At 44.7% G+C, this 23902-nt stretch carries 18 protein-coding genes; 15 read left to right on the top strand and 3 right to left on the bottom strand.

Annotated features, from left to right (window positions below; genetic code table 11):
- Positions 1-2: 2 nt before the first annotated feature.
- Both AC58QD_RS11665 and AC58QD_RS11660 read left to right on the top strand, forming a co-directional pair.
- Positions 3-935 (top strand): ABC transporter ATP-binding protein, encoded by a 933-nt coding sequence (locus tag AC58QD_RS11665; RefSeq protein ID WP_497333273.1) that lies wholly within the window; start codon positions 3-5, stop codon positions 933-935.
- Entirely contained in the window at positions 928-1872 is a 945-nt protein-coding gene (locus tag AC58QD_RS11660; protein WP_497333271.1) for an ABC transporter permease, read from the top strand. Before AC58QD_RS11665 ends, AC58QD_RS11660 begins: the two co-directional genes overlap by 8 nt.
- Before the next feature lie 216 nt (positions 1873-2088).
- On the opposite strand, the gene AC58QD_RS11655 is transcribed toward AC58QD_RS11660, so the two are convergent.
- A complete protein-coding gene (locus AC58QD_RS11655; protein ID WP_497333269.1) occupies positions 2089-2949 on the bottom strand; it encodes an alpha/beta hydrolase in 861 nt (286 codons plus the stop codon).
- A 197-nt stretch (positions 2950-3146) separates the two neighbouring features.
- Here AC58QD_RS11655 and AC58QD_RS11650 point away from each other — a divergent pair, with 197 nt between their 5' ends.
- The 5 genes from AC58QD_RS11650 to AC58QD_RS11630 all read left to right on the top strand — a co-directional run bounded on the left by AC58QD_RS11650 (position 3147) and on the right by AC58QD_RS11630 (position 10018).
- Positions 3147-3677, top strand: a complete 531-nt coding sequence (locus AC58QD_RS11650; RefSeq protein ID WP_497333267.1) for a hypothetical protein — start codon at positions 3147-3149, stop codon at positions 3675-3677.
- Between the two features lie 385 nt (positions 3678-4062).
- Positions 4063-6042, top strand: coding sequence for a beta-N-acetylhexosaminidase (locus AC58QD_RS11645; RefSeq protein ID WP_497333265.1), 1980 nt, complete (start codon positions 4063-4065; stop codon positions 6040-6042).
- Between the two features lie 240 nt (positions 6043-6282).
- On the top strand, positions 6283-7776 hold the full coding sequence (locus tag AC58QD_RS11640) for a spore germination protein (RefSeq protein WP_497333263.1): 1494 nt from the start codon (positions 6283-6285) through the stop codon (positions 7774-7776).
- Between the two features lie 16 nt (positions 7777-7792).
- The gene (locus AC58QD_RS11635; protein ID WP_497333261.1) at positions 7793-8878 is read left to right on the top strand and encodes a Ger(x)C family spore germination protein; all 1086 of its coding nucleotides are present in this window, start codon (positions 7793-7795) and stop codon (positions 8876-8878) included.
- Between the two features lie 36 nt (positions 8879-8914).
- Positions 8915-10018 (top strand): GerAB/ArcD/ProY family transporter, encoded by a 1104-nt coding sequence (locus AC58QD_RS11630; protein ID WP_497333259.1) that lies wholly within the window; start codon positions 8915-8917, stop codon positions 10016-10018.
- Positions 10019-10234: 216 nt separating this feature from the next.
- Here the strand turns inward: AC58QD_RS11630 and AC58QD_RS11625 are convergent, their stop codons facing one another.
- The gene (locus tag AC58QD_RS11625) at positions 10235-11566 is read right to left on the bottom strand and encodes an epoxide hydrolase family protein (RefSeq protein ID WP_497333257.1); all 1332 of its coding nucleotides are present in this window, start codon (positions 11564-11566) and stop codon (positions 10235-10237) included.
- Positions 11567-12052: 486 nt separating this feature from the next.
- On the opposite strand from AC58QD_RS11625, the gene AC58QD_RS11620 reads away from it, so the two are divergent.
- Positions 12053-12961 (top strand): dihydrodipicolinate synthase family protein, encoded by a 909-nt coding sequence (locus AC58QD_RS11620; protein WP_497333255.1) that lies wholly within the window; start codon positions 12053-12055, stop codon positions 12959-12961.
- A gap of 296 nt (positions 12962-13257) precedes the next feature.
- On the opposite strand, the gene AC58QD_RS11615 is transcribed toward AC58QD_RS11620, so the two are convergent.
- Positions 13258-13344 carry a putative holin-like toxin gene (locus tag AC58QD_RS11615; RefSeq protein ID WP_497333429.1) on the bottom strand — a complete coding sequence of 29 codons (87 nt, stop codon included), beginning with the start codon at positions 13342-13344 and terminating at the stop codon, positions 13258-13260.
- A gap of 1198 nt (positions 13345-14542) precedes the next feature.
- On the opposite strand from AC58QD_RS11615, the gene AC58QD_RS11610 reads away from it, so the two are divergent.
- The 7 genes from AC58QD_RS11610 to AC58QD_RS11580 all read left to right on the top strand — a co-directional run bounded on the left by AC58QD_RS11610 (position 14543) and on the right by AC58QD_RS11580 (position 23873).
- Positions 14543-16300 carry a sensor histidine kinase gene (locus tag AC58QD_RS11610; RefSeq protein ID WP_497333253.1) on the top strand — a complete coding sequence of 586 codons (1758 nt, stop codon included), beginning with the start codon at positions 14543-14545 and terminating at the stop codon, positions 16298-16300.
- A gap of 1 nt (position 16301) precedes the next feature.
- The gene (locus AC58QD_RS11605; RefSeq protein ID WP_497333251.1) at positions 16302-17390 is read left to right on the top strand and encodes a response regulator; all 1089 of its coding nucleotides are present in this window, start codon (positions 16302-16304) and stop codon (positions 17388-17390) included.
- A gap of 117 nt (positions 17391-17507) precedes the next feature.
- On the top strand, positions 17508-18797 hold the full coding sequence (locus AC58QD_RS11600; protein WP_497333249.1) for an ABC transporter substrate-binding protein: 1290 nt from the start codon (positions 17508-17510) through the stop codon (positions 18795-18797).
- 32 nt (positions 18798-18829) lie between these two features.
- Entirely contained in the window at positions 18830-19717 is an 888-nt protein-coding gene (locus AC58QD_RS11595) for a carbohydrate ABC transporter permease (RefSeq protein WP_497333247.1), read from the top strand.
- Positions 19714-20562, top strand: coding sequence for a carbohydrate ABC transporter permease (locus AC58QD_RS11590; RefSeq protein ID WP_497333245.1), 849 nt, complete (start codon positions 19714-19716; stop codon positions 20560-20562). The genes AC58QD_RS11595 and AC58QD_RS11590 overlap by 4 nt, the downstream gene beginning before the upstream one ends.
- 14 nt (positions 20563-20576) lie before the next feature.
- On the top strand, positions 20577-22205 hold the full coding sequence (locus AC58QD_RS11585; RefSeq protein WP_497333243.1) for a cellulase family glycosylhydrolase: 1629 nt from the start codon (positions 20577-20579) through the stop codon (positions 22203-22205).
- Between the two features lie 228 nt (positions 22206-22433).
- Positions 22434-23873: a spore germination protein gene (locus AC58QD_RS11580; RefSeq protein WP_497333241.1), complete on the top strand. Its 1440-nt coding sequence runs from the start codon at positions 22434-22436 to the stop codon at positions 23871-23873.
- Positions 23874-23902: the final 29 nt, after the last annotated feature.

The raw sequence follows: 23902 nt of genomic DNA, 5'->3' as shown, positions 1-23902 counted from the left end.
GTATGAGCAGCGAACCCATCATCTGTTTGCAAAATGTGACGAAACGGATCGGCCGAACTACAATCATCGACGATCTTACGTTTGAAGTGCCGCAAGGCGAGATTTTCGGATTCCTTGGCCCGAACGGGGCCGGCAAAACAACGACCATCCGCATGATCGTCGGACTGATGTCGACCACCAAGGGACAGATCCTGATCAAAGGGAAAAATATCAAAACCGAATTCGAGCAAGCGATCCGAAACGTCGGCGCCATCGTCGAAAATCCGGAAATGTACAAGTACTTGAGTGGTTATCTGAATCTCGTTCATTTCGCCCGCATGGTTCCGGGTGTGACTCAAGAAAGGATCGACGAAGTGGTTAGGCTGGTCAAGCTGGAGAACCGCATTCACGACAAAGTCAAAAAGTACTCGCTCGGCATGCGTCAGCGTCTCGGAGTCGCTCAGGCGCTGCTGCACCGGCCGTCCCTGTTGATTCTGGATGAACCGACGAACGGTCTGGACCCGGCAGGGATTCGCGAACTGCGCGATTATTTGCGGCAGTTGACTCGCACGGAAGGCATCACGGTGATCGTCTCCAGCCATCTGTTGTCCGAGATGGAACTTATGTGTGACCGGGTCGCCATCCTCCAGCAAGGCAAGCTGGTCGATGTGAAGCCGATTCAGCATTTTACACAGGGGAGTGAGCAGGCTCAGACGTATCGGATCGAAGCGCAGCCGCCGGAACGGGCGTTGGAGGCCTTGAGCCACATGGATGGAATACAGGGGATCAAGCTCATCGAGGAGGGGCACGTCGAGGTCACAACAGAACGGGAACGCGTCCCGGAAATCCTGACAGAGCTGATGCAGCAACATATTCGCATCTATGGCGTCCAGATGGTTCGCCAATCGCTGGAAGATCGTTTCCTGGAAATTACGGGAGGGAAGCAGATTGTTTAATCTTGTGCGCAATGAAAACATGAAGATCTATCGACGGGTACGCACGTGGATACTTGTCGGATTAATGACCACTTTGGTGCTTTTTGTAAATTACATTGATTGGAATAACTATGGGAAAAAGTCGCAAGGCGAAGGCTGGAGGGCGGAACTGCAGCAAGAGAAGGAGCACCGGATCGAGACTCTGAAGAAGCCCGAACTGACTGAGGAGAGCCGCACGTACAACCTACAACAGATCGCCGTCATCGATTATCAGCTGGAGCGAAATATACATACGACAGAAGGGACGATGTGGAACGGTGTGAACGGTTCGGCCTCTTTGGTGCTCGTGATTACCGTGTTCACCATCATCATCGCAGGAGACATTCTGGCAGGCGAATTCTCGTCCGGCACGATCAAGCTGCTGCTCATCCGACCGGCCAGCCGCCTAAAAATCCTAGTAGCCAAATATATCTCATCGTTGATGTTCGGCATTCTCCTGCTGCTCACGCTGTTTGTCGTTTCCGTCATGGTGAACGGAATCTTATACGGCTTTGGACATCTGGATCTTCCTTTGATAGAAGTGACGAATGATGGGTATATCGTTGAGAAGAATATGGTCCTCAACCTGTGGAAAACGTATCTGCTCAATGGGATTTCCACGATCCTGTACGTCACTATGGCCTTTATGATCTCGTCTGCTTTTCGAAGCAGTACCATGGCCATCGCGTTCTCCATCGCCACCCTGTTTGCAGGCAATATTCTGCTGGAGGTGCTGCAGCAGTTCGATTGGAGCAAGTACCTGTTGTTTGCGAATACCGATCTCACCCAGTATTTGAGTGGGAGACCTTATCAGGATGGAATGACTCTTTCATTCTCCATCGGAGTGCTTGCGGTCTACTTTATTGGCTTCAATCTGATTTCCTGGCTTATGTTCACGCGAAGAGACGTGGCGGTTTAAGCAGCTCGGGAGAAGCGTCAATGAAACCAATCGTTCAGCTCCAGCATTTTGGCTATTATCAGGCGATGAGCTGCTTATGTGCAGTACGCTATGTATCGCAGTGGATTGGAGACACTCGATGAAATCAAAGTTTGATATACCAGAAAATCAAGCTACAAACGAGAATGGAGGAACCTACATTCTCGTTTCTCTTTGGTTTATTGAAGTTCTTTTACACTAATTTATTCTGTTATTCCCCCGGATCGCCCTGAGCCAGTCTCCCATGATTGAGAGTGCCTCTTCTGTTTTTACGATCGAGTCATGATTCTGATCAGCGATGACACGGACTTCAGCGTCGCAGTATTTTTCGTAAAGCGGTTTATATGCACCAGCTTCGAATACCTCATCATCGTTACCGATCATGACGAATGTTGGTTGAGTCAACTGTGACAAATATTTTCCGTACTTATTCCCGACCATTCGAGACAAGGCGAGCCGATAGCTAAGATTGCAGGATTCATTCCCATGAAGCTTTTCAACTGGTGTAAGTCTGCGGTATACAACAGTGTGGTTATAACGGTGAATGCCTAGTGCATTGAGCAGCATTAACAACAGGTATCGCGGAATGCTCACCTTCGATTCATTACCGGAGCCGCCTTTACGATCAAGTGGTGCATTGGGGCTAAGTGCTGGTGAAATGAGTAAATAGGCAAAAATATCCTTATGAATTTGTCGTATCGTTTGTCTGAGCGCGGTTGCCCCTCCTGCGGAATGACCTCCAACAATGATCTGCGCGCCGGGATGGCGCTTCTGAGCATAACGGAACAAGTCTTCCATATCATCATCAAGCTGCCCGATATAGTCAATGTCGCCGCGGCGAATGGGATGATCTCCATATCCACGTAGATCTGGTAGGTACACGGTGGCGAGCTTATGCCGGGAAATATATTGACCAAATTCCCTTAAGTACAGGCTCGGTTCAGTAATGCCGTGTAAAAAAATAAGTACAACATCGGAGGGCCCCTCAAAATATCGGTATTGCAGCTGGGCACCATCACGAGTGGTGTAAGTTTGATAGTCTTCAATGTAAGTATTCATAAATGATCATCCCTCCTCATCTTATTCAGCACATTATTAAATTTTATATATTTTTACTTTCGTTGATCTAACTCTATAAATTTTACAAGATTCACGCAATCGTTCATAGGAAGATTTTTTGCAGGACGACTAGAACTTGACCCATTTTGTGCCAAATAAGAGGGAAGCTCTATTAAAATATCATTGGAGGAGGGGAGATGATGGAGAAATTAGTCTTAGCTTTAATGGTGTTTATATTCAGTTTAACTGGTTGTTCCTCTTCGCAAAGTGTCAAAATATCTGATCAGAATGGTACTGTGGCAAAAGATTATTTGGTATCTAAAGGATATAAGGTTGCTTCGTATGAAGGTTCAAGTGAAATCTACACATTAACGAAAGAAAAATTAATGAACTTACCGTATTCCAATTACTGGGGGCTACAGAGCGAAGACCCGAGTAAGTATCTAGGTAAAGAAGTTAGTGTACAAAAGTTCGTAGTGACAAACCATCCATTAGATAATTGGAAATCAACAAGCGTCAAACCAGAAAATATCGTAAAATCAAAGGGGAAAACAGATATTTGGGTTTATATCGTAGAAAATCAAGCAGTGGGCGGACACTCTTATCCAGAAATCGACCAGTTTATGGTGGGTGGAGTATGGTCATTAGATGGAAGAACGCTGGAAGAAGTTCATTCTATCAGTTATAAAGATTGGATAGATCAATGGAAAGTAAAATTTGGCAGCTAATGATTCGATTATATACGCAACTTTATTCAACGGATAACGTTTGCTTAGGACGTCACAACACATAAATTAAACGTTGTTCAAGCAGGTGAATCCTCTTCCATTCAAGTGGAAGGGGATTTTACGTATCCCCCCACCAATTTCCGTTTTCCTCAACTTTGCTTTGCGACAACCCTAATCTAATTTAAGTTTGAATCAAACTTTACTTCATTTACAAAACATCACAATAAAAGACGCAAAAGTCTAATAAATAACATACTAGATATTGGTTTTATCAACTATACTCTGAATGAAAGCGCTATTTCAATTTTTTTGAAACTGATTAATCGATCAGGATGCATACTTCGTAAACTTACAAAATTGCATTTTTTAATGGAGGATGAAAATATTGTCGAATTTACTTAAATACAGGCATATACGCGTTGTGGGCGAGCATCAAACTTTATATTTTGCTGCGCGCGAGCTTTCTAGATACCTTGGAAGAATGACCGGCGAAGTATTTTTACTTGAAAGAGATAAAAAATTTGATGATGAAATTTTGCTTGGAGTTTTTAGTGATATTGGCATGTCGCCAAGATTTAGTCATGAAGATACTCGCATTGATGATGAGATTTATGCCGGAATACAAAACGGCCAAGGTGTTATTTCAGGCGTAAATCCAAGAAGCGTTCTTTTGTCTGTATACCAAATGCTTACGGTGTCTGGATGCCGCTGGGTACGTCCTGGTGCGCTCGGTGAGATCATACCTCATGTTTCAATTGACAATATTTGCTGCAATTTAAGCGAAAAACCAAGCCTTCGTCATCGCGGTTTAGCCCTTGAAGGAGCAAATACTCTTGAAAATGCCATCGAAATGCTGGAGTGGATGCCAAAAGTCGGCATGAATTCATTCTTTATGGAGTTCATGGAGTCATACGCCTTTTTTAATAACTGGACAAGCCAGACGCAGAATAAAAAAATACCCGGATATGAACTGCCCGCCGATGTTGCCCGCCGGTATCATAAGCAAATTATTGACGAGGTAAAAAAACGCGATATGATTTATCATGCTGTTGGACATGGCTGGACATGCGAGCCTCTCGAACTCCCGTCCCTTGGTTGGGACCCGTTTAAAGGCGAGGTTAAAGAAGAATACAAAGACTGCTTGGCGCTAATAAACGGCAAGCGTGAAATTTGGGCTGGCGAGCCGCTCAATTACCCCAATACATTGTGCACAAACCTATGTTATTCAAGCGAAAAGGTAAGACGGCTTATTACGGATTGCATTACAAATTATGCAAAAAATCATAGTTACATAGATGTATTGCATTTTTGGCTGGCAGACGGATATGACAATCAATGCGAGTGTGAAAATTGCGTAAAGAAAACACCATCCGATTGGATGGTCATTATGCTAAACGAACTTGACGAGAAATTAACGACCGCCGGGCTTTCGACTACTATTTGTTTTATCTTGTACGTTGAGCTGTTATGGGCGCCAAAGGTCGAGCGCCTGCGCAACAAAAACCGCTTTAAAATGCTTTGGGCGCCTATTACTAGGACGTATTCCAAATCATATCACGAAGATACAAACGCCAAAATGCCGCCATTTGTGTTAAATAAAAACGTTAAGTCATTCCCTAAAACTATCGAGCAAAACATAGCTTCACTGCGCGATTGGCAAAAGGTGTTTGACGGTGACAGTTTAACATTCGAATATCACATGATGTGGGACCATTATAACGACCCCGGCTATTTTTACATTGCAAAAACCTTGAGCGAGGATATAAAAAACCTTAAAAATATCGGTTTGAACGGTTACATTTGCGATCAGCCGTTTCGCGTATTTATGCCGACGGGACTCCCAATGAACATTATGGCGCGCACTTTATATGACTCTAGTCTTACTTTTAATGAAATAGCATATGATTATTTTTCCTATGCGTTTGGGGCTGACGCTTTGCTAGTCAATGATTTTTGTGAAAAAATTTCAGAACTTTTTGATCCGCCGTATTTTAGACGGGAAAAGCCGTGGAAGGATGAAAAAGCTGCTGAGCGGTTTTCAAGTATCGAGGAAGTCGTGCTTGATTTTATACCGATAATCAAGCGTAATTTATTTAATCAGTCGCCAGTAGTTTCAGAAAGTTATAGAATTCTGAACGCTTACGCAGGTTATCTTATTTTGTACGCAAAAATGGCAATAAGTCTTGCATGCGGTGATAAAGAAGCAGCCTCAAAAATTTGCGAGGATGAAGTTTGCGAATATTTGTCCGGCATTGAACTTGGTTTCCAAGACAGTATGGACGGATATGAAATAATGCGCAATGCCCGTGGAAAAATCAAAGCAAACGCACTGGAACTTGTAACAATGCAAGGCGAAGACAGCTAAATGAATTGCAATAAGAAAAGGGCTGTCCTAAAAGTCATTTTTGCAAATACACGTTTATTGAAGCGTTAGAAACTGAGGTTGGCCTCCATACGAAAAAAGCACCCAATTCGGGTGCCTTTTTTCGTATGGAGGGGCAGAGGGGAGACGAGGCCCAGGCAACTTTATGCAAAGCAAGAATAATTACGGTTATTGTGTAAAAGATAACCATTATCAAAAATAAAAACTTGGGATGAAAAAAGTATGAATAGGCTGAAAACGGACTTTAAGGACATCGATCAATTAAAGAATCTATCCAGGCAATCGAGCGACTTTAAAACCATTCATATTTCTTTAGCCGGTCAACAAGTAAGCATCTCCTATTTCAAAACGTTAATCGACGAGAAGCTGTTGCAGTCCAATGTAATGTTTCCGTTGCAAAACCGCACATTGCTCTCCGAACTCTGCCAGCTTAAGAATATAAAAGAATGGATTCCGATTGATGACGTAGAGATAACGGACCAGGTTGAAGACATTCAATCGAAACTATTCAAAGGATATGCCATCGTTGAGCTTGATCGACACGATCGGAAATGCATGCTGGTTAATGTTGGAAATAAAGAAGGGTTGCGAAAAGAGAACAATACCGAGAACGAGTTCAGCGTGGTCGGACCTAAGGTAGGGTTTGTCGAGGACCTGGATACGAACATACGCTTATTAAGAGCGCAAATCAACATCCCAAACTTAATTGTAAAAGAAATGACCATTGGATCAACATCCAAAACAAGAGTCGCCTTTATTCACATCGACGGGGTGACCAATGAACAGATCGTTCAAACCGCAGAGCAAAGGCTGAAGCAAATCGACTTTGACGTTGTATTCGACACGTCCCTATTGGACCAGTTCATCTCGGATAACTCGAACACGCCGTTTCCATTATTTTTGACTACAGAACGCCGAGATCGGGTAGCGTATGCCCTGACCAGCGGGCAAATTGCGATCATTTGCGACGGGTCGCCTTATTTTGTTACGGGACCCTCAACATTGTTCGACTTTTTCATTTCCCCGGAAGATTATTATTTACCTTGGATCATGGGTTCATTTTTTAGGCTGATTCGTATTTTCGGGGTAATTTTTTCTTTATTTGCAACGTCAATGTATATCGCCATAACAACTTTCCATTACGAGGTCATCCCGAGGGATTTGTTGGAGCCACTAATTTTCTCCAGAAGGAATGTCCCGTTCCCCCCTTTATTTGAAGTGCTTTTCTTGGAAATAACAATTGAATTTCTCCGGGAGGCCGGCGCCAGATTGCCGACAAAGATCGGTCAAACATTAGGTATCGTGGGAGGTATTATTGTCGGACAAGCTACGGTCATGGCTGGTTTGACAAGCAATATTCTCGTCATCATCGTCGCCTTTTCGGCGTTGGCCTCGTTTGCGACGCCGATTTATAAGATGTCGAATGCGATTCGGTTTTTACGGTTCCCCATGATTGTTATGACAGCCATATGGGGCGGAATAGGCATGTTTATCGCGATTGGTTTTCTGCTCGTCCATATTTCCCGTTTGACTTCATTAGGCACTCCATATATTGTGCCGATGTATCCTTTACGAGTGCAGGGCTTTAGTGACAGCTTTATACGTCTGTCGTTTCAATATATTAATAAAAGGTTTCAGTACTTAAGGCCACTTTCTTTTATTAGGTTCATCCCTGAGCCGGTTAGACGGAAGAAGAACGATTTTGACGATGAATGATGGAGAAAGCGGGAATATGGATTTGATAAAAAAAACTTTTCTAATTATCGTTCTAAGTACATTGATTACCGCGTGCGATCAAAATATTGTGAACAATATTAAACTTGTCCAAACCGTCGGTTATGATGCCGTCGAGAATGGAGTACAAAGCGTTGTTGTTATTGCCAATTACGAAGAACAAGGAGAAGCGAAATTAGAATTTTACGTGACGGAGTCGAACTCCATTTCCGACAGTTTGCCAAGGCTGCAAACGAAACTTGATTTCCCGATTGAATATGGACAGCTAAAAATGGCGTTGTTTGGAGAAACTTTCGCCCGTAAAGGTATCAAAACTACAATCGACAGTCTGATCCGCGATTCCAAAACATCACTCAGAATGCACTTCGGTGTTGCGGATAGAGACGCTTTGAAAATAATGAACGTACCCGAAAACAAACGAGATCCGTATTTTTTATCCGATATGATTGATCAGAATTTTAGGAAAGGTAATTTGCCGTTGATGAACCTTCAAGTCTTGTTTTTTAATTATTACGGCGAAGGACGAGATTTCTTCTTACCATATTTCACAGTAGAACGCGGAGAAATAAAAATCGACGGTATAGCTTTGTTCGAAGGCGATAAATTCAAAACAACAATCAGTATATGGGATGCATTCATACTGAAGATGCTGCTGGAAAACTCAAAGAATGGGAGCATCATGGTCCCTGTGAGGGGATCGAATCAAAAACACGACGATTATTTCTTAATGAACAGTATCAGTTCCAAGTCAAGATTTAAGGTGATTAGCATCGGACCTCCGGCATCCGTTGCAATCCGTTTGGAATTGGACGCACAAGTTAGAAATGTTCCTGAATCGATTGATCTTACATCGGAGGATCAGCTTGCATCGCTTGAGAAAATGATAGAGGAATATTTGGAAAAAGAAGTTCAAAAGTTTGTATCGGTTTGCAAAAAAAATAACGTGGATCCGGTAGGCTTTGGCGATCTAATAAGAAGCAGATCATATAAATGGGATGCTCGAGATTTTCAAGATCATTATGAGGCATTAGAAACAACAGTCAGCGTTAAAGTTAATATTGCTCAGACCGGTGCCGGCGAGTGATGACAGCAATGTAAAGTTTGGGAGGCGGCATGTGCTTTGATAAAAGAAATCAGCGAAAAATACATGATATCTCCCTACTTTGTAGGAATTCTACTGTATGTCAGTATGGTGGGAGTTGGAGTGCTGAATTTCCAAAGGAAATTAATTGAGCATGCCGGATATAACGCATGGATATCCGTTATTTTGACGGGTATTAGCATTCATCTCATCTTATGGATGATTTATAAACTATTATCCTCCAATCGTGACGGTCAAGAAATAATCACACTAAACAATATGCTTTTCGGGAAATTTTTTGGCAACATTTTAAACTCGGCAGTTGTTCTTTATTTTGTTTACGGGGCATTTGTTAAATTTAAATTGTATATTGAACTGATTCAAATTTGGATGTTTCCGGTAATGAACATTTTGCCCCTCAGTATCAGTATCGTTCTGCTTCTATATTATACAGTGTCCGGCGGATTCCGGTCGGTTACAGGAATCAGCTTTTGGGCGACGCTTATTTCCTTTGCTTCTATTATTCCGCAAGTCTTACTGACCTTTCCGTTTTTTCATCCGTTAAACTTGCTGCCGCTGCTGAACCATTCGGCAACCGAACTTTTACTCTCTTCAAAAAGTATGGTGTTTGAATATTTGGGGTTCGAGACGCTTCTCTTATTTTATCCGTTTATAAAAACACCGGCAAAGTCGCAAAAATGGGCGCATATTATACTGATATTTGTTACATTTTTATATTTGGTGATCTTAATCATGGCATTAATGTTTTTTAGCGAAGGTCAACTGCCGCATTCCATATGGCCGACAATTGATATGATCAGTATCTTTGAAGTACCGCTGCTCCAGAGACTTGAATACTTTTTCATTTCATTATGGATAATCAAAATAATAGCCGGAATGTGCATATACTTATGGGTGGCTTGCCGCGGAATGAAAACCGCTTTTCGCACTAGACAGCGACACAGTTTAATTGTTTTTCTAGTTGCGTTAGTGACGTTGAATTATTTCATTGCGGACCACAGAAGTATTGAACGGGTCTCCGAATTGTACGGAGCAGTCGGATTTTATTTTATTTACGCTTATATCCCGTTTATGTTCGTATGCATGCTTATAAGAAAAAGGTTGACGCGTCGTCCACATTGATCAAAAAACAGATTAGAAGGGTGGATGAAGAAGACGTATGGCAATTGTACAAATTTTTAAAATGAAGAAGGCAAAAACCCCGCTTTCGTGAAGGCGGGGTTTTCGGCTTATAATGAAGCTGGCAGAAAATGTGCATTCCGGAATGCGCGACAATAGAGGATATGGTGGTGGCGTGGGACACGAGTACCCGTGTGAGCGAATTCCACCTGATTCCGATTAGCGTAGCGACATAAATGCTTTGCGGAGTTCTGCAGTGAAAAGCTCTGGCTGCTCCCACGCCGCGAAATGTCCGCCCTTGTCGAGCTTGTTGTAATAGATGAGTTTGGGATATGCCCGCTCTGCCCAACTCTTCGGTGCTTGATAGAGCTCGTCAGGAAAGACGCTCACGGCAACCGGGATGGAGACGCCCTTGACGTCGAAGAAGGAGTACTTATTCTCCCAGTAGAGACGAGCCGCAGAAATCGCTGTGTTCGTCAGCCAGTAGAGCGTGATGTTGTCGAGCACATCGTCTCGCGTAAGGCCTGCGGGATGTCCGGCAAAAGCTTGTGAGATCAGCTCCAGACTCTTCGCGTCATGGTCAATCATATAGGCTGCCAAACCGACAGGCGAATCCACCAGTCCGGTCAGCGTCTGCGGGCGCGTCCCCATCAAGAAGGCGTAACCGCTGTGTTTGTAGAAGAAGTCCAGCTGCTGGACCGCGCGCTTCTCTTCGGCTGAGAGACCGGAGGGCAGCGGATTGCCGGACTTGATCGCCTTATCAATGTCGGGCGGAACCACGCCAGGCATGTTGGAGTGAATGCCGACCAGTCCCGGAGCCTTCTGTACAGCCATCAAATCCGTGATAAGCGCACCCCAGTCGCCGCCTTGCGCCACATACTTCGTGTATCCAAGGCGCTTCATCAGCACTGCCCAGGCACGTGCGATGCGGTCGGGGTCCCAGCCGACCTTGGTCGGCTTGCCCGAAAACCCGTAGCCGGGCATCGACGGAATCACCACATCGAAAGCGTCTGATTCCTTTCCGCCATATGCCGTGGGATCGGTAAGCGGCCCGATAATCTTCATCATCTCGATGATCGAGCCGGGCCATCCGTGCGTGATGATGAGGGGCAAAGCATCTTTATGCTTCGAACGAACGTGAATGAAGTGAATGTCCTCACCATCGATATTGGTGATGAACTGCGGCAGGGCGTTCAGCTTCGCCTCGATCTTGCGCCAGTCGTAATCTGTCGCCCAATAGCGCGCGAGTTCCTGAATCGTCGCGAGCTGCACGCCTTGCGATTGATCCGAGACCGTTTCCTTATCAGGCCATTTTGTCGTGTTTATGCGCCTGCGCAATTCAGTAAGTTCCGCTTCCGGAACATTCACATGAAACGGACGAATGGCGTTCTTGTCGGTAGGTTTCTTTTCTTTCTCCTTTTGATCCATTTTGGATTCTTGGGGGGTTGCTTGCGGATTCCCGCCAACCTCTATGGCATGAGTGCCGCAGGCCGTCAATCCTAGCGACAGGGCCAAAATCATTGCCAAACGAATCCAGTATCTGCTGCACATAAGTAGTAACGCTCCTTACGGAAAGTATTTTAGGGATATCCCACCATTAAGTTCCATCCGAAATGCAATTCTTATTCCATTTTCTCAAAAATGGTTATTTCACCAACAGCAGATAAGAAACGGGACTATTTCATAGTAGAGCGCCTCCTGGATGATGGAATTATCGAGCTTTTGACCCTTAGCGTACTTCCATCGTACTGAGGTTGACAGCTAAAGGGGGATGTTAATATAATTACCACAAGTAATTTAGTGCGAGTCATTATTTCAATCAGAGGGTCTTGGGATTAAAAAAGAAAATGAAAACGCTTTTATTTCTGCTGACAGGTGCGACGCTGTTGCTTGCGGTTGGATGCAGCAGTAGGGGAAAAACGACCTAAGGAGGTTGGTTTGGGCTGATCGTACAAGGCTAGGCGATTGGGAGGGCGTGCATGCTTTTGGATGAATGGGCGCCAATAGAACTAGGTAAAAGATACGGAGGTTAACGTCATGAAACAACTCTCAGGTATTGTCCCGATCGTTGCGGCTGTATTCGATGGGAACGGGAAAGTCGACGCAAGGGAATTTGAACGCTTGATCGTGCATTTGATGGGAACGGGAGCCTCGGGATTGACATTGTTCGGACTCGCAACCGAGTTTTATAAATTAACCGACGCAGAGAAGGAACAAATGATGCAGATCATGCTCAGGCACACCGCCGCTTCTCCAGATGTAGCCGGAATCGTATCCATTACGCATCACAGCTGGGAAGTCGCTGTCGAGCATGCGCAAGCTGCAGAAGGAGCAGGGGCGGATGCGCTCATGCTGCTGCCACCCTTTTTCTTGAAGCCATCTTCCGAAGCAATCTACTTTCATATGAAGCAAGTCGTTAAGAGTGTGCGTATTCCCGTGATCATTCAATATGCGCCGAATCAAACAGGGGTATCTCTGGCGCCGGATATTTTCACAAAGCTCTATGAGGAATGCGGCAACGCAAAATTCGTTAAAGTAGAAACGCAGCCGCCGGGCAGGTACGCAAGCGTGCTGCATCAAGCATCTCAAGGCAATCTGCAGACCCTTGTCGGCTATGCGGGCGTACAAATGGCGGATGTACTTAAACGCGGATCTGCTGGTATTCAACCCGGATGCTCATTCACTGAAATTTACGTGGCCTTGTACCGTCATTTTCAGAACAACGACATGGATGCCTTTAACGTCCTTTTTGAAAAACTGCTGCCTTATATTTCATACTGGATGCAAAGCGTCGAGTTAATCATTAAAGCGGAGAAAGTCATCCTGCGCAAGCGTGGCCTTATATCTTCCGATTATTGCCGATATCCCGACTATGCGCTTGATGCGGAAGAAATGGTCATGATTGATCGGTTTTGCGCCGAGTTTGAATCTTATTTGTTCGCTTAGCGGAGAGCCATAGGCGTTTTTATGGTTTGACTCAGTAAAGAAAAGGCGAGGTAAGCGAGATTTTCGACGAGTTCTACGAGCCTTGGGAAGAGCCTACATGGAGGAAGTTGTCAAGCTTCTGTATCATCAGGACATTTAGCTGCGTTGTTCAAGCAGGGCTCGGAAATGAAACGAGGCTATGATGCAGGTACTCAAGAGAAAAGTCAGATCAATGAAAATGACCTGACTTGCATGGCGGCTTGTAATTGGCGGATTTGTTTAGTATGGCTTCAAACCAAAACTAAATCCAAACTAGATCATTTCCTCTTATCAATGTAGGTTAACAATGTGAGTATGAAAAACCCAAATGTAAACATAGTTGAAAGAGCTTGAAATGTTTCCATTCACAGCCTCCACCTTTCAAGTGAGGTGTCCGCCTTCATACAAGTCGTCGTGTTGTTAATGATAATACAAAATGGGTAATAATGTCAGTGTGGAAGGGCCTATTTATATCGTATTTCTAGCAACATATTAATACAGAAAATGCAAGCCGCAATTGCCGGCTATCATAAAAGGCATGTTTATGTCGAATGAATATAAAGTTTTAATCAACTGCTATAAAAGGTTCAATAACATTACAAACATTAACCGCCGTATACCCGTTCCAGATTGGAAACTTTGGCTCGATACTAAATAAACTTTCCCTTATCGATCGGCAACCTCTGCTGCTATAACGTGCAGGAAATGATCATAATCGTATACCACACAAGGAGTAGTTTGCCTAAGGCAACTGCTCCTTGTTTATAGCTGTTGAAGAGAATAACAGATGGTTCTAACTAACAATGTCCCCAATTGTTCTGCTAAAGCTTCATTCGCACCTTTCCCGTAGTTCGTTGATATAGGATTCGATAAGCTTATCCAGTAAATCGTATTTATCCATGTAATGGAGATGAAAAACAACTTACAGCAGCACAGCGAATGATTGGAGAGTTTTCAACCAAAATTGTTAAATTGACCGATGATGTGCTATTCGGTGATGTGTGGGAGCGTAAGGAGCTTTCTCCACGAGAACGTGGATTAATTACGGTATCGGTTTCTACTTAGTTCCTGTAGAGACCAGTTAGCCACTGCTAGTATAGGTTGTTTGGGTGAAAAAGACGGCTTTTTCTAGGATAGCAAGTAATACTACTGGTTATTTGGCCTGGATGGAGGGAAATCGGTTCACAATACGGAAATAAGGGATAGTCAGAATGGCTAATTCGTGTCTGAGCTACTAGATGACCCAAATAGACAATAGTAACATGGCTTATCTGTAAGTTTCGCGTCACTGTAATCCCTACTGGCCACGATAAGCAGAAATGAAGCAGGAAAGAACAGAGGGGGTGGCCAATTCAATTGGTTATCCCATCTTTTGTTTCCAGAACTTGTGTATGCTAACGGACGAGATTAGTGATACAAATAAATTTGACGGTCGGTAGCTTGTTTGCACGTACATCAATATTGTCCAACACATTAGATCAACATTGTTCAAAACCGCCGAGAGGTAAGAGGGCTCGTCCAAACGAATACGTATAGTAATAACGAGCAATCAAGGGGGCAGCTATGAAGCACATCAGCATTCGTTTTCGGTTAATGGTTCTTATGATATTGCTTACTACTCTCCCGGTTGTTACTGTCACTTGGATTGCCACCATCAATATGAGAGATTCGGTGGAAAAAGAGATCTTAAGCGCGAATCAGTCGCGCATGATGTGGGCGGATCAGTATTTAACCGAGCTGATCGGTCAGGTCGACGTTCTATTTTACACATTGCAAATCAATCAATCATTGATGACCAGTATCAAAGAGATCGAAAGCCCGGAGATCGGCGTTCAATTTCGCAGCCAGAATACCATACGGGATACGCTCACATCGGTTTTTTACGCCAACTCGCGTAAGGTAGATGACTTGACTCTATACATGGAGCAGAGTCGGCGGGCATACTATGTGAACTTCTCTAGCAACGGAAGCGTATCGCTGAGCGATATTCAAAGCGGAGCCTGGAACCGCATTCAAAAAGAGCCGATCAACATATATTTCAAGCAGTCCGGCAATGGGATCTATGCATTCCACAGTATCAATCGCTTCGAGGATCGGAAGCTTCTTGGAGGTATTTCCGTTCGGATAAACAAGGACGTGTGGGAGGAAGTGAGCCGAATCCTGAGGTCGGAATCAGACAGCTCAGTGTTTCTCTTGAACGATGAGGGGGAGATGTTGTCGGGTTCTACATTACCGGAAGGTTCGGATGAGCTTACCGCAAAGCTTCAAGTTCAGAATCCAAATGATTCAGAACTTCATTCAGAAAGAGGGGCAAGCTATTTATACTTCACCAAAAAGGTGGCGGACGGACAGTTAACGGTCGTTAAAGCTATTCCGATGGCGAGCATTACTCAGAGTTCAAACGCCACGATACGGGCGGGGCTATTGACCGGCGGGGGGTTTGCGATTGTCTCCATACTACTGTCGATCCTCCTATCGTTTCGAATCAGTCGGCCGATCGTTGGGCTGGCGAGAACGATGCGTATGACTCAAGTTCATAATTTCGAGATGAAGACGGTTCAAAGCCGCGATGAAATCGGACTTCTAGAAAGTGGCTACAATTTCATGATGCAACGCATCAAGGAACTGATCGAAGTCGAATATCAGCACGAAATTGAAGTGAAAAATGCACAATTGATGGCCCTACAGGCCCAAATTAATCCGCATTTTATGCATAATACGCTCCACTTGATCGGAGGCATGGCTCTTGCCAAGAATGCGCCTGAGATCTATCGGATTATTCGTGTGTTCGGCGATTTGATCCGCTACTCGATCAGCTCGGACGAAGACATGGTGCTGCTAGAGGAAGAACTGAAGCATACGCGAAACTACTTGTTTATCCAAGAGAATCGGTTTATTGGGCGTTGTATGATCGAGCTGTCGGCGGATGAAACAGCCTTTGAAAGCAGACTTCCAAAGTTTACGTTACAGCCGATAGTAGAGAATGCTTTCGAACATGGGCTTCAGCGAAAAGAAGGGGCTTGGAAGCTTGAGATACGGATCCGATTAATTGGTCAGCGTGTCGTATTTATGATCAAGGATGAAGGAGTCGGCATGGAGCAAGAAGTGCTTGAGCGCTTGCGCGAGGAGCTTAAAGAGGAGCTGCTCAAGAAGACGGCCGTGGCACGGAGAATCGACGGTAAGAGGAGAGGGATCGGACTGCACAATGTGGATGCCCGATTGAAGCTTCGATTCGGGGGCAGAAGCCGCGTTAGAGTTTTCAGCAAACATGGAGCAGGTACGCTTATCGTTATGGTGATTCCTATGAAGGATGTGGTCTAAGATGTTTAAGGTATTAATCATAGATGATGAGCCGTGGTCCCGGGAAGTGGTAAAAGCCTTGATCCCATGGGAATTGCTTGAGTTGCAGCTTATGGGAGAAGCGGAGGACGGAAATTCAGGACTGCGACTTGCTGAGGAGCTTTCTCCACATATTGTGATTACCGACATGCGGATGCCGGGGATCGACGGAGTGGAGCTGCTGAGGCGGTTCAACGAGCGTTATCCCGAAACGAAGATTATTGTGATGAGCGGATACGATGATTTCATGTACTTGAAGCAAGCGATTCGTTCGCGGGCTGTAGAATATCTTCTCAAGCCCATCGATCCGGATGAACTTGAAGCCGCGTTGTCACGATGCATTAAGGAGTTGGAGGATGCGTCACTTCAAGGTGAGCAAGTGGATAGGGAGACCTTCTTCTTCTTTGATAACCGCGCTCTGTTGGACAGGTACTTGTCGGTACGGCGCCAAGTATATGGTTATATGCAGGAGCTTAACTTCACGGCAGTGAAACAGACGTTTTGGAATCTTAAAGAGCAGTTAATGGAGGTCTTAACAGAAGAACAACAACGACATATTCTCCATAAACTCGGACATGACTTTATATTGATTCTTCAAGAATTTATCGCCGAGAATGGCTTGGATATCGCGTACGTCCGCGATCAATTTAACGCCCGAATCACGGAGTGGAGCAGCATCCAGCAGGCAATGGTGGAACTAAGCGTATTGTATGAGGAAACAATTAAAGCGGTGGAAGAGCATCGAAAAAACCGAGGACGACTTTCTATTGCGGACATTCAGGCTTACATCGACAAGCATTATGGTGAATCCATTTCGCTTGAGACGATCGCGCAGCATTTTTACGTTAGCAAGGAGCATTTAAGCCGGTTGTTCAAAGCATCTGCGGGCGAGAATTTAACCGATTACCTCATTCGCAAGCGGATGGAACGAGCTAAAGAACTCATCGCCGAACAAGGTTTCTCTATTAAGAGTTCGGCAGAGATGATCGGCTACTCTGACCTTGCTTATTTCTACAGGGTGTTCAAGAAGCATTTCGGTATGACGCCGGGCGACATGAGAAAAGAAGACTAAGCACATATCAATATAATCCATAAGAAGTTGCTAATCCTGTGAAATGATCCAATGTAAGCGGTTCCTCTATACTGGAGATGCAAGAAAGCAGTTTACCAATGAGGGGGAAAACGATCAATGAGGAAAACGCTTAATATTGTATTGGCACTCGGGTTAGCCTTTGCCGCAACGGGGTGCACGAACTCCGGGTCAGGAACGACGTCTCCCACAGCAACGGCCAAAGCGGAAGCATCACTCCAAAAAGTAGAGCTCAAGGTGTTTATGAGCTTTCCGCGGTTCAAGGACCAGTTCGAAAAGTATTTTGAGCAGTTTAAAGTGAAAGAGAAAGCAGAGAAGAACATCGATGTGACCATCAAGCTGGAGATGCCGAACCCTGATCAGGCGAAGCAAATCTTGCAGACGAGACTTGCCTCGAATGACGCGCCAGACGTCTTTACTCTGCATGCGATCGCTGATATTCCGACTTACTACAAAGCTGGTTATTTGTCGGATTTGTCCAGCCAGCCTTTCGTTCCGAAGATCTTTGAGAGTGTAAGAAAGACTGTCACATACGAAGGTAAGGTCGTCGCGCTGCCGTTAGAAAGCTTGTCTTGGGGGTACTTGTACAATAAGAAGCTGTTTAAAGATCTTGGACTTACACCTCCCCAAACACTTGATGAAATGAAAGCGGTTGTAGAGAAACTGAAGACTAACAATATCAAGCCGTTTGAGCTCTCCTTCCAGGAATCCTGGATTCCGCAGCTGATGATGGCGCTCGCGCTGGGAGGCGTAGTCTCCTCCGAGCATCAGGATTGGGTCGACAAGATGAACAAGGGGCAGGCCTCGTATGCCGATGTAAAGGACGTTTTCAACATTATCGATTTAATCATGGCAAACGGTACGGATAAGCCTTTCGAGGTCGGCAGCGCAGCGGGTTCTGCTGATTTCGCTAACGGTAAAGCTGCGATGTGGGTACAAGGCCCTTGGCAAGCGGAATCGATCCTGAAGGCCAATCCAAACATGGAATTTGGCGTAGCGCCGCTTCCGGTCAGCAATAAACCCGAAGGCACGATGATCAATCTGGCAACTTCTACTTCTCTCGCCGTGTCTTCCAGCAGCAAAAATAAAGAGGTTGCGAATGATCTGGTTAATTACATGCTGAACGATAAAGACTCCTCGAAGCTGTTCGAGGAACTGAAGTTTAACCCGGTAGCCAGCATTCATAAATATGATACATTCCCTTGGGTTACCGAAGCTAGCAGCTATGTTTCGAAAGGCAAAGCATACCTGGATCTGTCGCTGCCTAACGGGGTGACGGATGAAACAGCCAAGTTGCTGCAGAGCTATTTTGCGAAGAGCGTGACAAAGGACGATATCATCAAGTCATTGGATAAAACATGGGCGAACGCGATTAAGGCGAATAAATAGACATTCGTGTTTAGCTAACTGGAGGATCAGTCATGGGATTAACAAGAAAATGGAGATCCTCGGTCATTCTGCTCGCCTTCGTTTCACCGGCACTGCTCTTCTATGCTGTATTCATGCTCGCCCCTGCTTTTGGGGGCGTCTGGTACAGCCTAACGAATTGGAACGGGTTGAATCCTACCTATCGCTGGGTAGGATTCTCCAATTATATTGAGGCGTTCAAGGATGATCCGGTCTTCCTGGATTCGATCTGGTTTACTTTGAAGTACGTGGTCTTTATGGTTGTCCTGCAAAATCTGATTGCCATCGTTTTGGCCGTGTTAGTTGAAACGCGGAAAAGAAGCAAAGCATGGTACCGCACCGTCTTCTTTATGCCTAACATGATCAGTATGATAATTGGCGGATTTATGTGGCTGTTTATTTTTACGAAGGTGCTGCCCAATTTGGCCGTTCATTTGGAAATGGCTTATCTGGACAGGTCCTGGATCGGCGACCCGAAAACTTCTTTTTACTCCATCCTGATTTTATCGTTATGGGGCGGAGTTGGTTATTTGATGGTTATTTATATGGCGGCTTTGCAAGGCATCCCCCAATCGCTCAAGGAAGCAGCTGCGATCGACGGCGCGAGTGAGTTCCAGGTTTTTCGTTATGTGACGTTGCCGTTGATTTACCCGGCCGTGACGATCGGCATTTTTCTTACTCTCAACAGCTCCTTCAAGGTGTTCGAGGCGGTGTTCGCCTTAACGGGAGGCGGTCCTGGAAGAGCTACGCAGGTCATCTCGCTTAACATCATGGAGGAAGCCTTTAAAATGAATAGCCGCTACGGCTATGCGAGCGCAAAAGCGATGATTCTGTTCCTGATCGTATTCCTCATAACATTGATCCAGTTGCGAATCATGAACAAGCGGGAGGTGGAAGCATGAACAAGCGGGGAGAGCACATGGAAGGCCGAATCGGTTCTGTCTTGGTTATGCTTATTTTGCTTGTCTCTTCCGTCTTCACTCTCTTTCCGATTTATATGGGAGTGCTAAATTCGCTTAAGACCGAGGGGGAGATGCTGAATCATATCTTATCGTTCCCGGCCAAGCTTCAGTTTGTGAATTATGTGGATGCATTTCATAAAACGGAGTATGTTCGCAGCTTGCGAAACACGATAGTCGTCGCTGCAGTGGGACTTGTAGGAATCATCGTGCTTGCTTCCATGGCAGGCTATAAGTTGTCTCGCACCTCAGGGCGCTTAAGCGGTTTTCTGTTCGGACTGTTCGTCTTCTCCATGCTTATTCCTTTCCACTCTATCATGATCACACTGGTTAAGATCGCAAAAGAGCTCTCGGTGCAAGGCTCCACGTTCGGGTTAGGATTCATCTATATCGGACTGGGCGTATCAATGGCGATCTTTCTTTATCATGGGTTTGTAAAATCGATTCCGCGAGAGCTTGACGAGGCGGCCATAGTGGACGGGTGCGGTGAGTTTCGTTTGTTTTTCACCGTGATTCTGCCTCTACTGCTGCCGGTTACCGCAACAATTGCGATATTGAATTTGCTATGGATGTGGAATGATTTTCTGCTTCCGCTTCTAATGCTGACAGATTCCGACCACTATACGCTGCTATTGTCAATCAATATGCTGTTTGGTCAGTACGGCAATCATGACTGGTCTGCGATATTAGCCTCGTTAGTACTTGCTATGCTGCCTGTCATTTTATTTTACCTGTTGCTTCAAAAGTATATTTTGAACGGGATTGCAGAAGGTGCCGTTAAGGGCTAGATGGGAGTGACCAGATGTTGGGAAACGATAAAGTAAAAGGATATTTGAAAGCGGACGGCCGCAAGCTCCGTAATGAAGATGGCGATGAAGTTCTGCTTCGCGGTGTAGGCTTTGGCAGTTGGCTGCTGCCGGAAGGCTACATGTGGCGATTCCCTGAGCAGGGCGACCGACCACGGAGAATGGAGCGAATGATCCGGGAATTGATCGGGGAGGAAGAGGCAACCCGATTCTGGAAGATGTACTACAACCGGTACATTTCGGAGGCCGATATTCAGAAGATAGCGGAAGAAGGCTTTAATTCGGTTCGAGTTCCGATCAATGCTCGTTTTCTTCAACGACAACCGAACGTCCAGGGCGAGTATCATGAAGGGCATTTGAAGTTGATCGATCGGATAATTGAGTGGTGCAGAAGCTACAGACTCTATGTCATCCTTGATCTGCACGGAGCGCCAGGCGGGCAAACAGGCACGAATATCGACGATTCGGCGAATGATCAGCCGGAGCTGTTTCTCAGCGAAGAGAACCGTCGCGAAACGATCGCATTATGGAGAATGCTGGCGGATCGCTACAAGGAGGAATGGATCGTGGCAGGATATGACCTGCTCAATGAACCACTGCCGAATTGGTTCTCTGCCTATAATGACAAGGTATTGCCGCTTTACCGAGATATTATAGAAGCCATTCGCGAGGTTGACGAACGACATATGATCATATTGGAAGGCGTGCATTGGGCTACCGATTGGTCGGTTTTTACAGAGAAGCTTGACGATAATGTAATGCTGCAATTTCATAAGTATTGGAACAATCCGGATACGGAAAGCATCCAGGTATATTTGGATAAAAGAGACGAGTGGAACGTTCCTCTCTTCATGGGTGAAGGGGGAGAAAACAATATGAACTGGTATGCCGGCGCCTTTCAGTTATTCGAGGACCACGACATCTCGTGGAATTTCTGGACGTGGAAGAAAATGGACACGGATAATTCTCCCTGTTCCATACGCAAGCCTTCAGAGTGGTATCGCTTGGTACAATATTTAAACGGCGGGGAAAAGCCGAATACGGAGACTGCACTACGAATCCTCCAGCAGTATCTAGACAACCTTCCATTCGAAAAATGCGACTATCATGGCGATGTAGTAAACGCCTTGCTACGCAGATTACCGGTTACAATACCTGCAATTTTTTACGGTTATAAAGGGAAGGGGGTAAGCTTCCACGTACACAATCAAACCGTGCATGGGTTGGGTTTTCGGGATAATGATGGCACGGACATCCGGTTCATTCACGGTGGGAGAACAACCCCCAATTTCCAGCATGGCGGCGGGGAGCAATGGGAAGATGAAGAACGTTTATGTGTTTATTTAGATGCAGGTGAATGGATGGCATATGATTTCTATCTGCCGTGCAGTACAGATGCATTATTAGTGAACATGAAATTGAAGTGTGACGCAAACGAACTGAACTTGTCCTTGTCCGCCGATGCCAGGGACATCTGTACTGTAAAAGTCACCGGCGGGGATTGGGTGGTGAGTCGAGGGAGACTCCCTATTTCACTAGTCCCCTATAGGTATACGCTGAAAATAAAAGCCTTGGACAGCCGAGTGGCTTTGGAATGGATTGAAATTCGACTACCACAATCGTAACCAATTCCTTATCCCCTGAGGTACGTTTGAAGCGAAGTGAAGAAAAAACGAACGAATTAAGCCTGCTTAACCGGGAAAATTAGTGAAGGAGTTGCTTGTCAGCAGCTCCTTTTAATATTTGAGAGCGTTTGAATAACAGGAATCGGGAAATGATAGTAAAAAGTCTGTTCGTGAAATCTTAAATCTTAACAAATGTGTTTTTATTTTTGGGATGAGGCGTTGTTTATCATGAGTAACCATTCAATCAGTGTTCACATACAAGATAATATCGAAACGGTCCAAAAAATATTCGGTAATAGTCCAGATATCCTTTATCGACACTTGATCATTCCTGGACTTAACCATAGGAAAGCACTTCTTATTTTTATACAAGGTCTTACAAATGACCAATCGATTGATGAATACGTTCTTAAACCATTAAGCCAATTTCAACCTTCAAATAAAGAAAACAAGGAAACTAACATAAGAGAATTAACGGTATCCGTCGTTTTAACTTCATCTATTAAATTAGAACAACAATGGGATTCTATTTCTAATTATTTAATGTCTGGAAACTCTGTTCTATTTCTGGAGGATTCTAATGAAGCCCTTATTTTATCCACAACGGGTGGGGAATCACGCTCCGTAACGGAACCAAAGACGGAAATAGAAATTAGATCTCCAAGGGATGGTTTTATTGAATCGATTACTTCAAATCGAGGATTGATTCGCAAAAGGATTAAAGATGTTGGATTGCGGTTTGAAAATATGCAGATCGGTAAAAGGACACAAACAGAAGTAAGTCTAGGCTACATTCAAGATTTGGTAGATCCCCTTGTGTTGGACGAATTAAAGATGAGATTAAGCAAAATTGATATCGATAGTATATTAGACAGCGGGTACATTGAAGAATTTATTGAGGATACAAGATATACCCCATTTCCACAAGTGCAAAATACAGAAAGACCGGACCGTGCTGTTTCTGCTATTTTGGAAGGTAGAATTGTCATACTTGTTGACAACACACCTTTTGTACTGATTGTCCCAACCGTATTCTGGCAGTTTTTACAAGCGAGCGGTGATTATTATGAAAGATATCTATTAGGTACATTCATACGGTGGTTAAGAATTATAGCTGTTATCATTACGTTGGTGTTGCCGTCTACATATATCATATTTGTTTCTTACAACCATGAAATGGTCCCCACTCCATTAATCCTCAGCATGGCTGCCGGTAGGGAGCATGTTCCGTTTCCGAGCATCGTTGAAGCCCTTGTAATGGAAACTGTGTTTGAACTTCTTAGGGAAGCCGGTCTTCGCCTGCCCAAAGCGATCGGACAAGCGGTAAGTATCGTAGGTGCACTAATTATTGGCCAATCCGCGGTTCAAGCCAATATTGTCTCCCCGTTTATGGTTATTATTGTTGCTACGACTGGCATTAGTTCCTTTGCGATCCCATCATACGATTTAGCGATTGCCTTAAGAGTATGCCGTTTTTTGATTCTTATTTTAACGGGGTGGTTGGGTTCAATGGGTTTTATTGTGGGATTGACGGTGGTTATGTTTCACCTGTTATCTTTACGATCATTTGGTATTCCTTATTTTTCTCCCGTAGGTCCTTTCCGCCTAAAAGGAGTGAAGGATGTCCTCGTTCGTATGCCTTGGCCTTTAAAAAAGAAAAAGAAATAATTGCTTTTCCGGGGGACATATTTAAGTAA

This window comes from Paenibacillus sp. J2R1T-4 (assembly GCF_059692235.1).
Note: the sequence above shows the minus strand (reverse complement) of the source record. Positions and strands in the feature narration are given on the sequence as shown.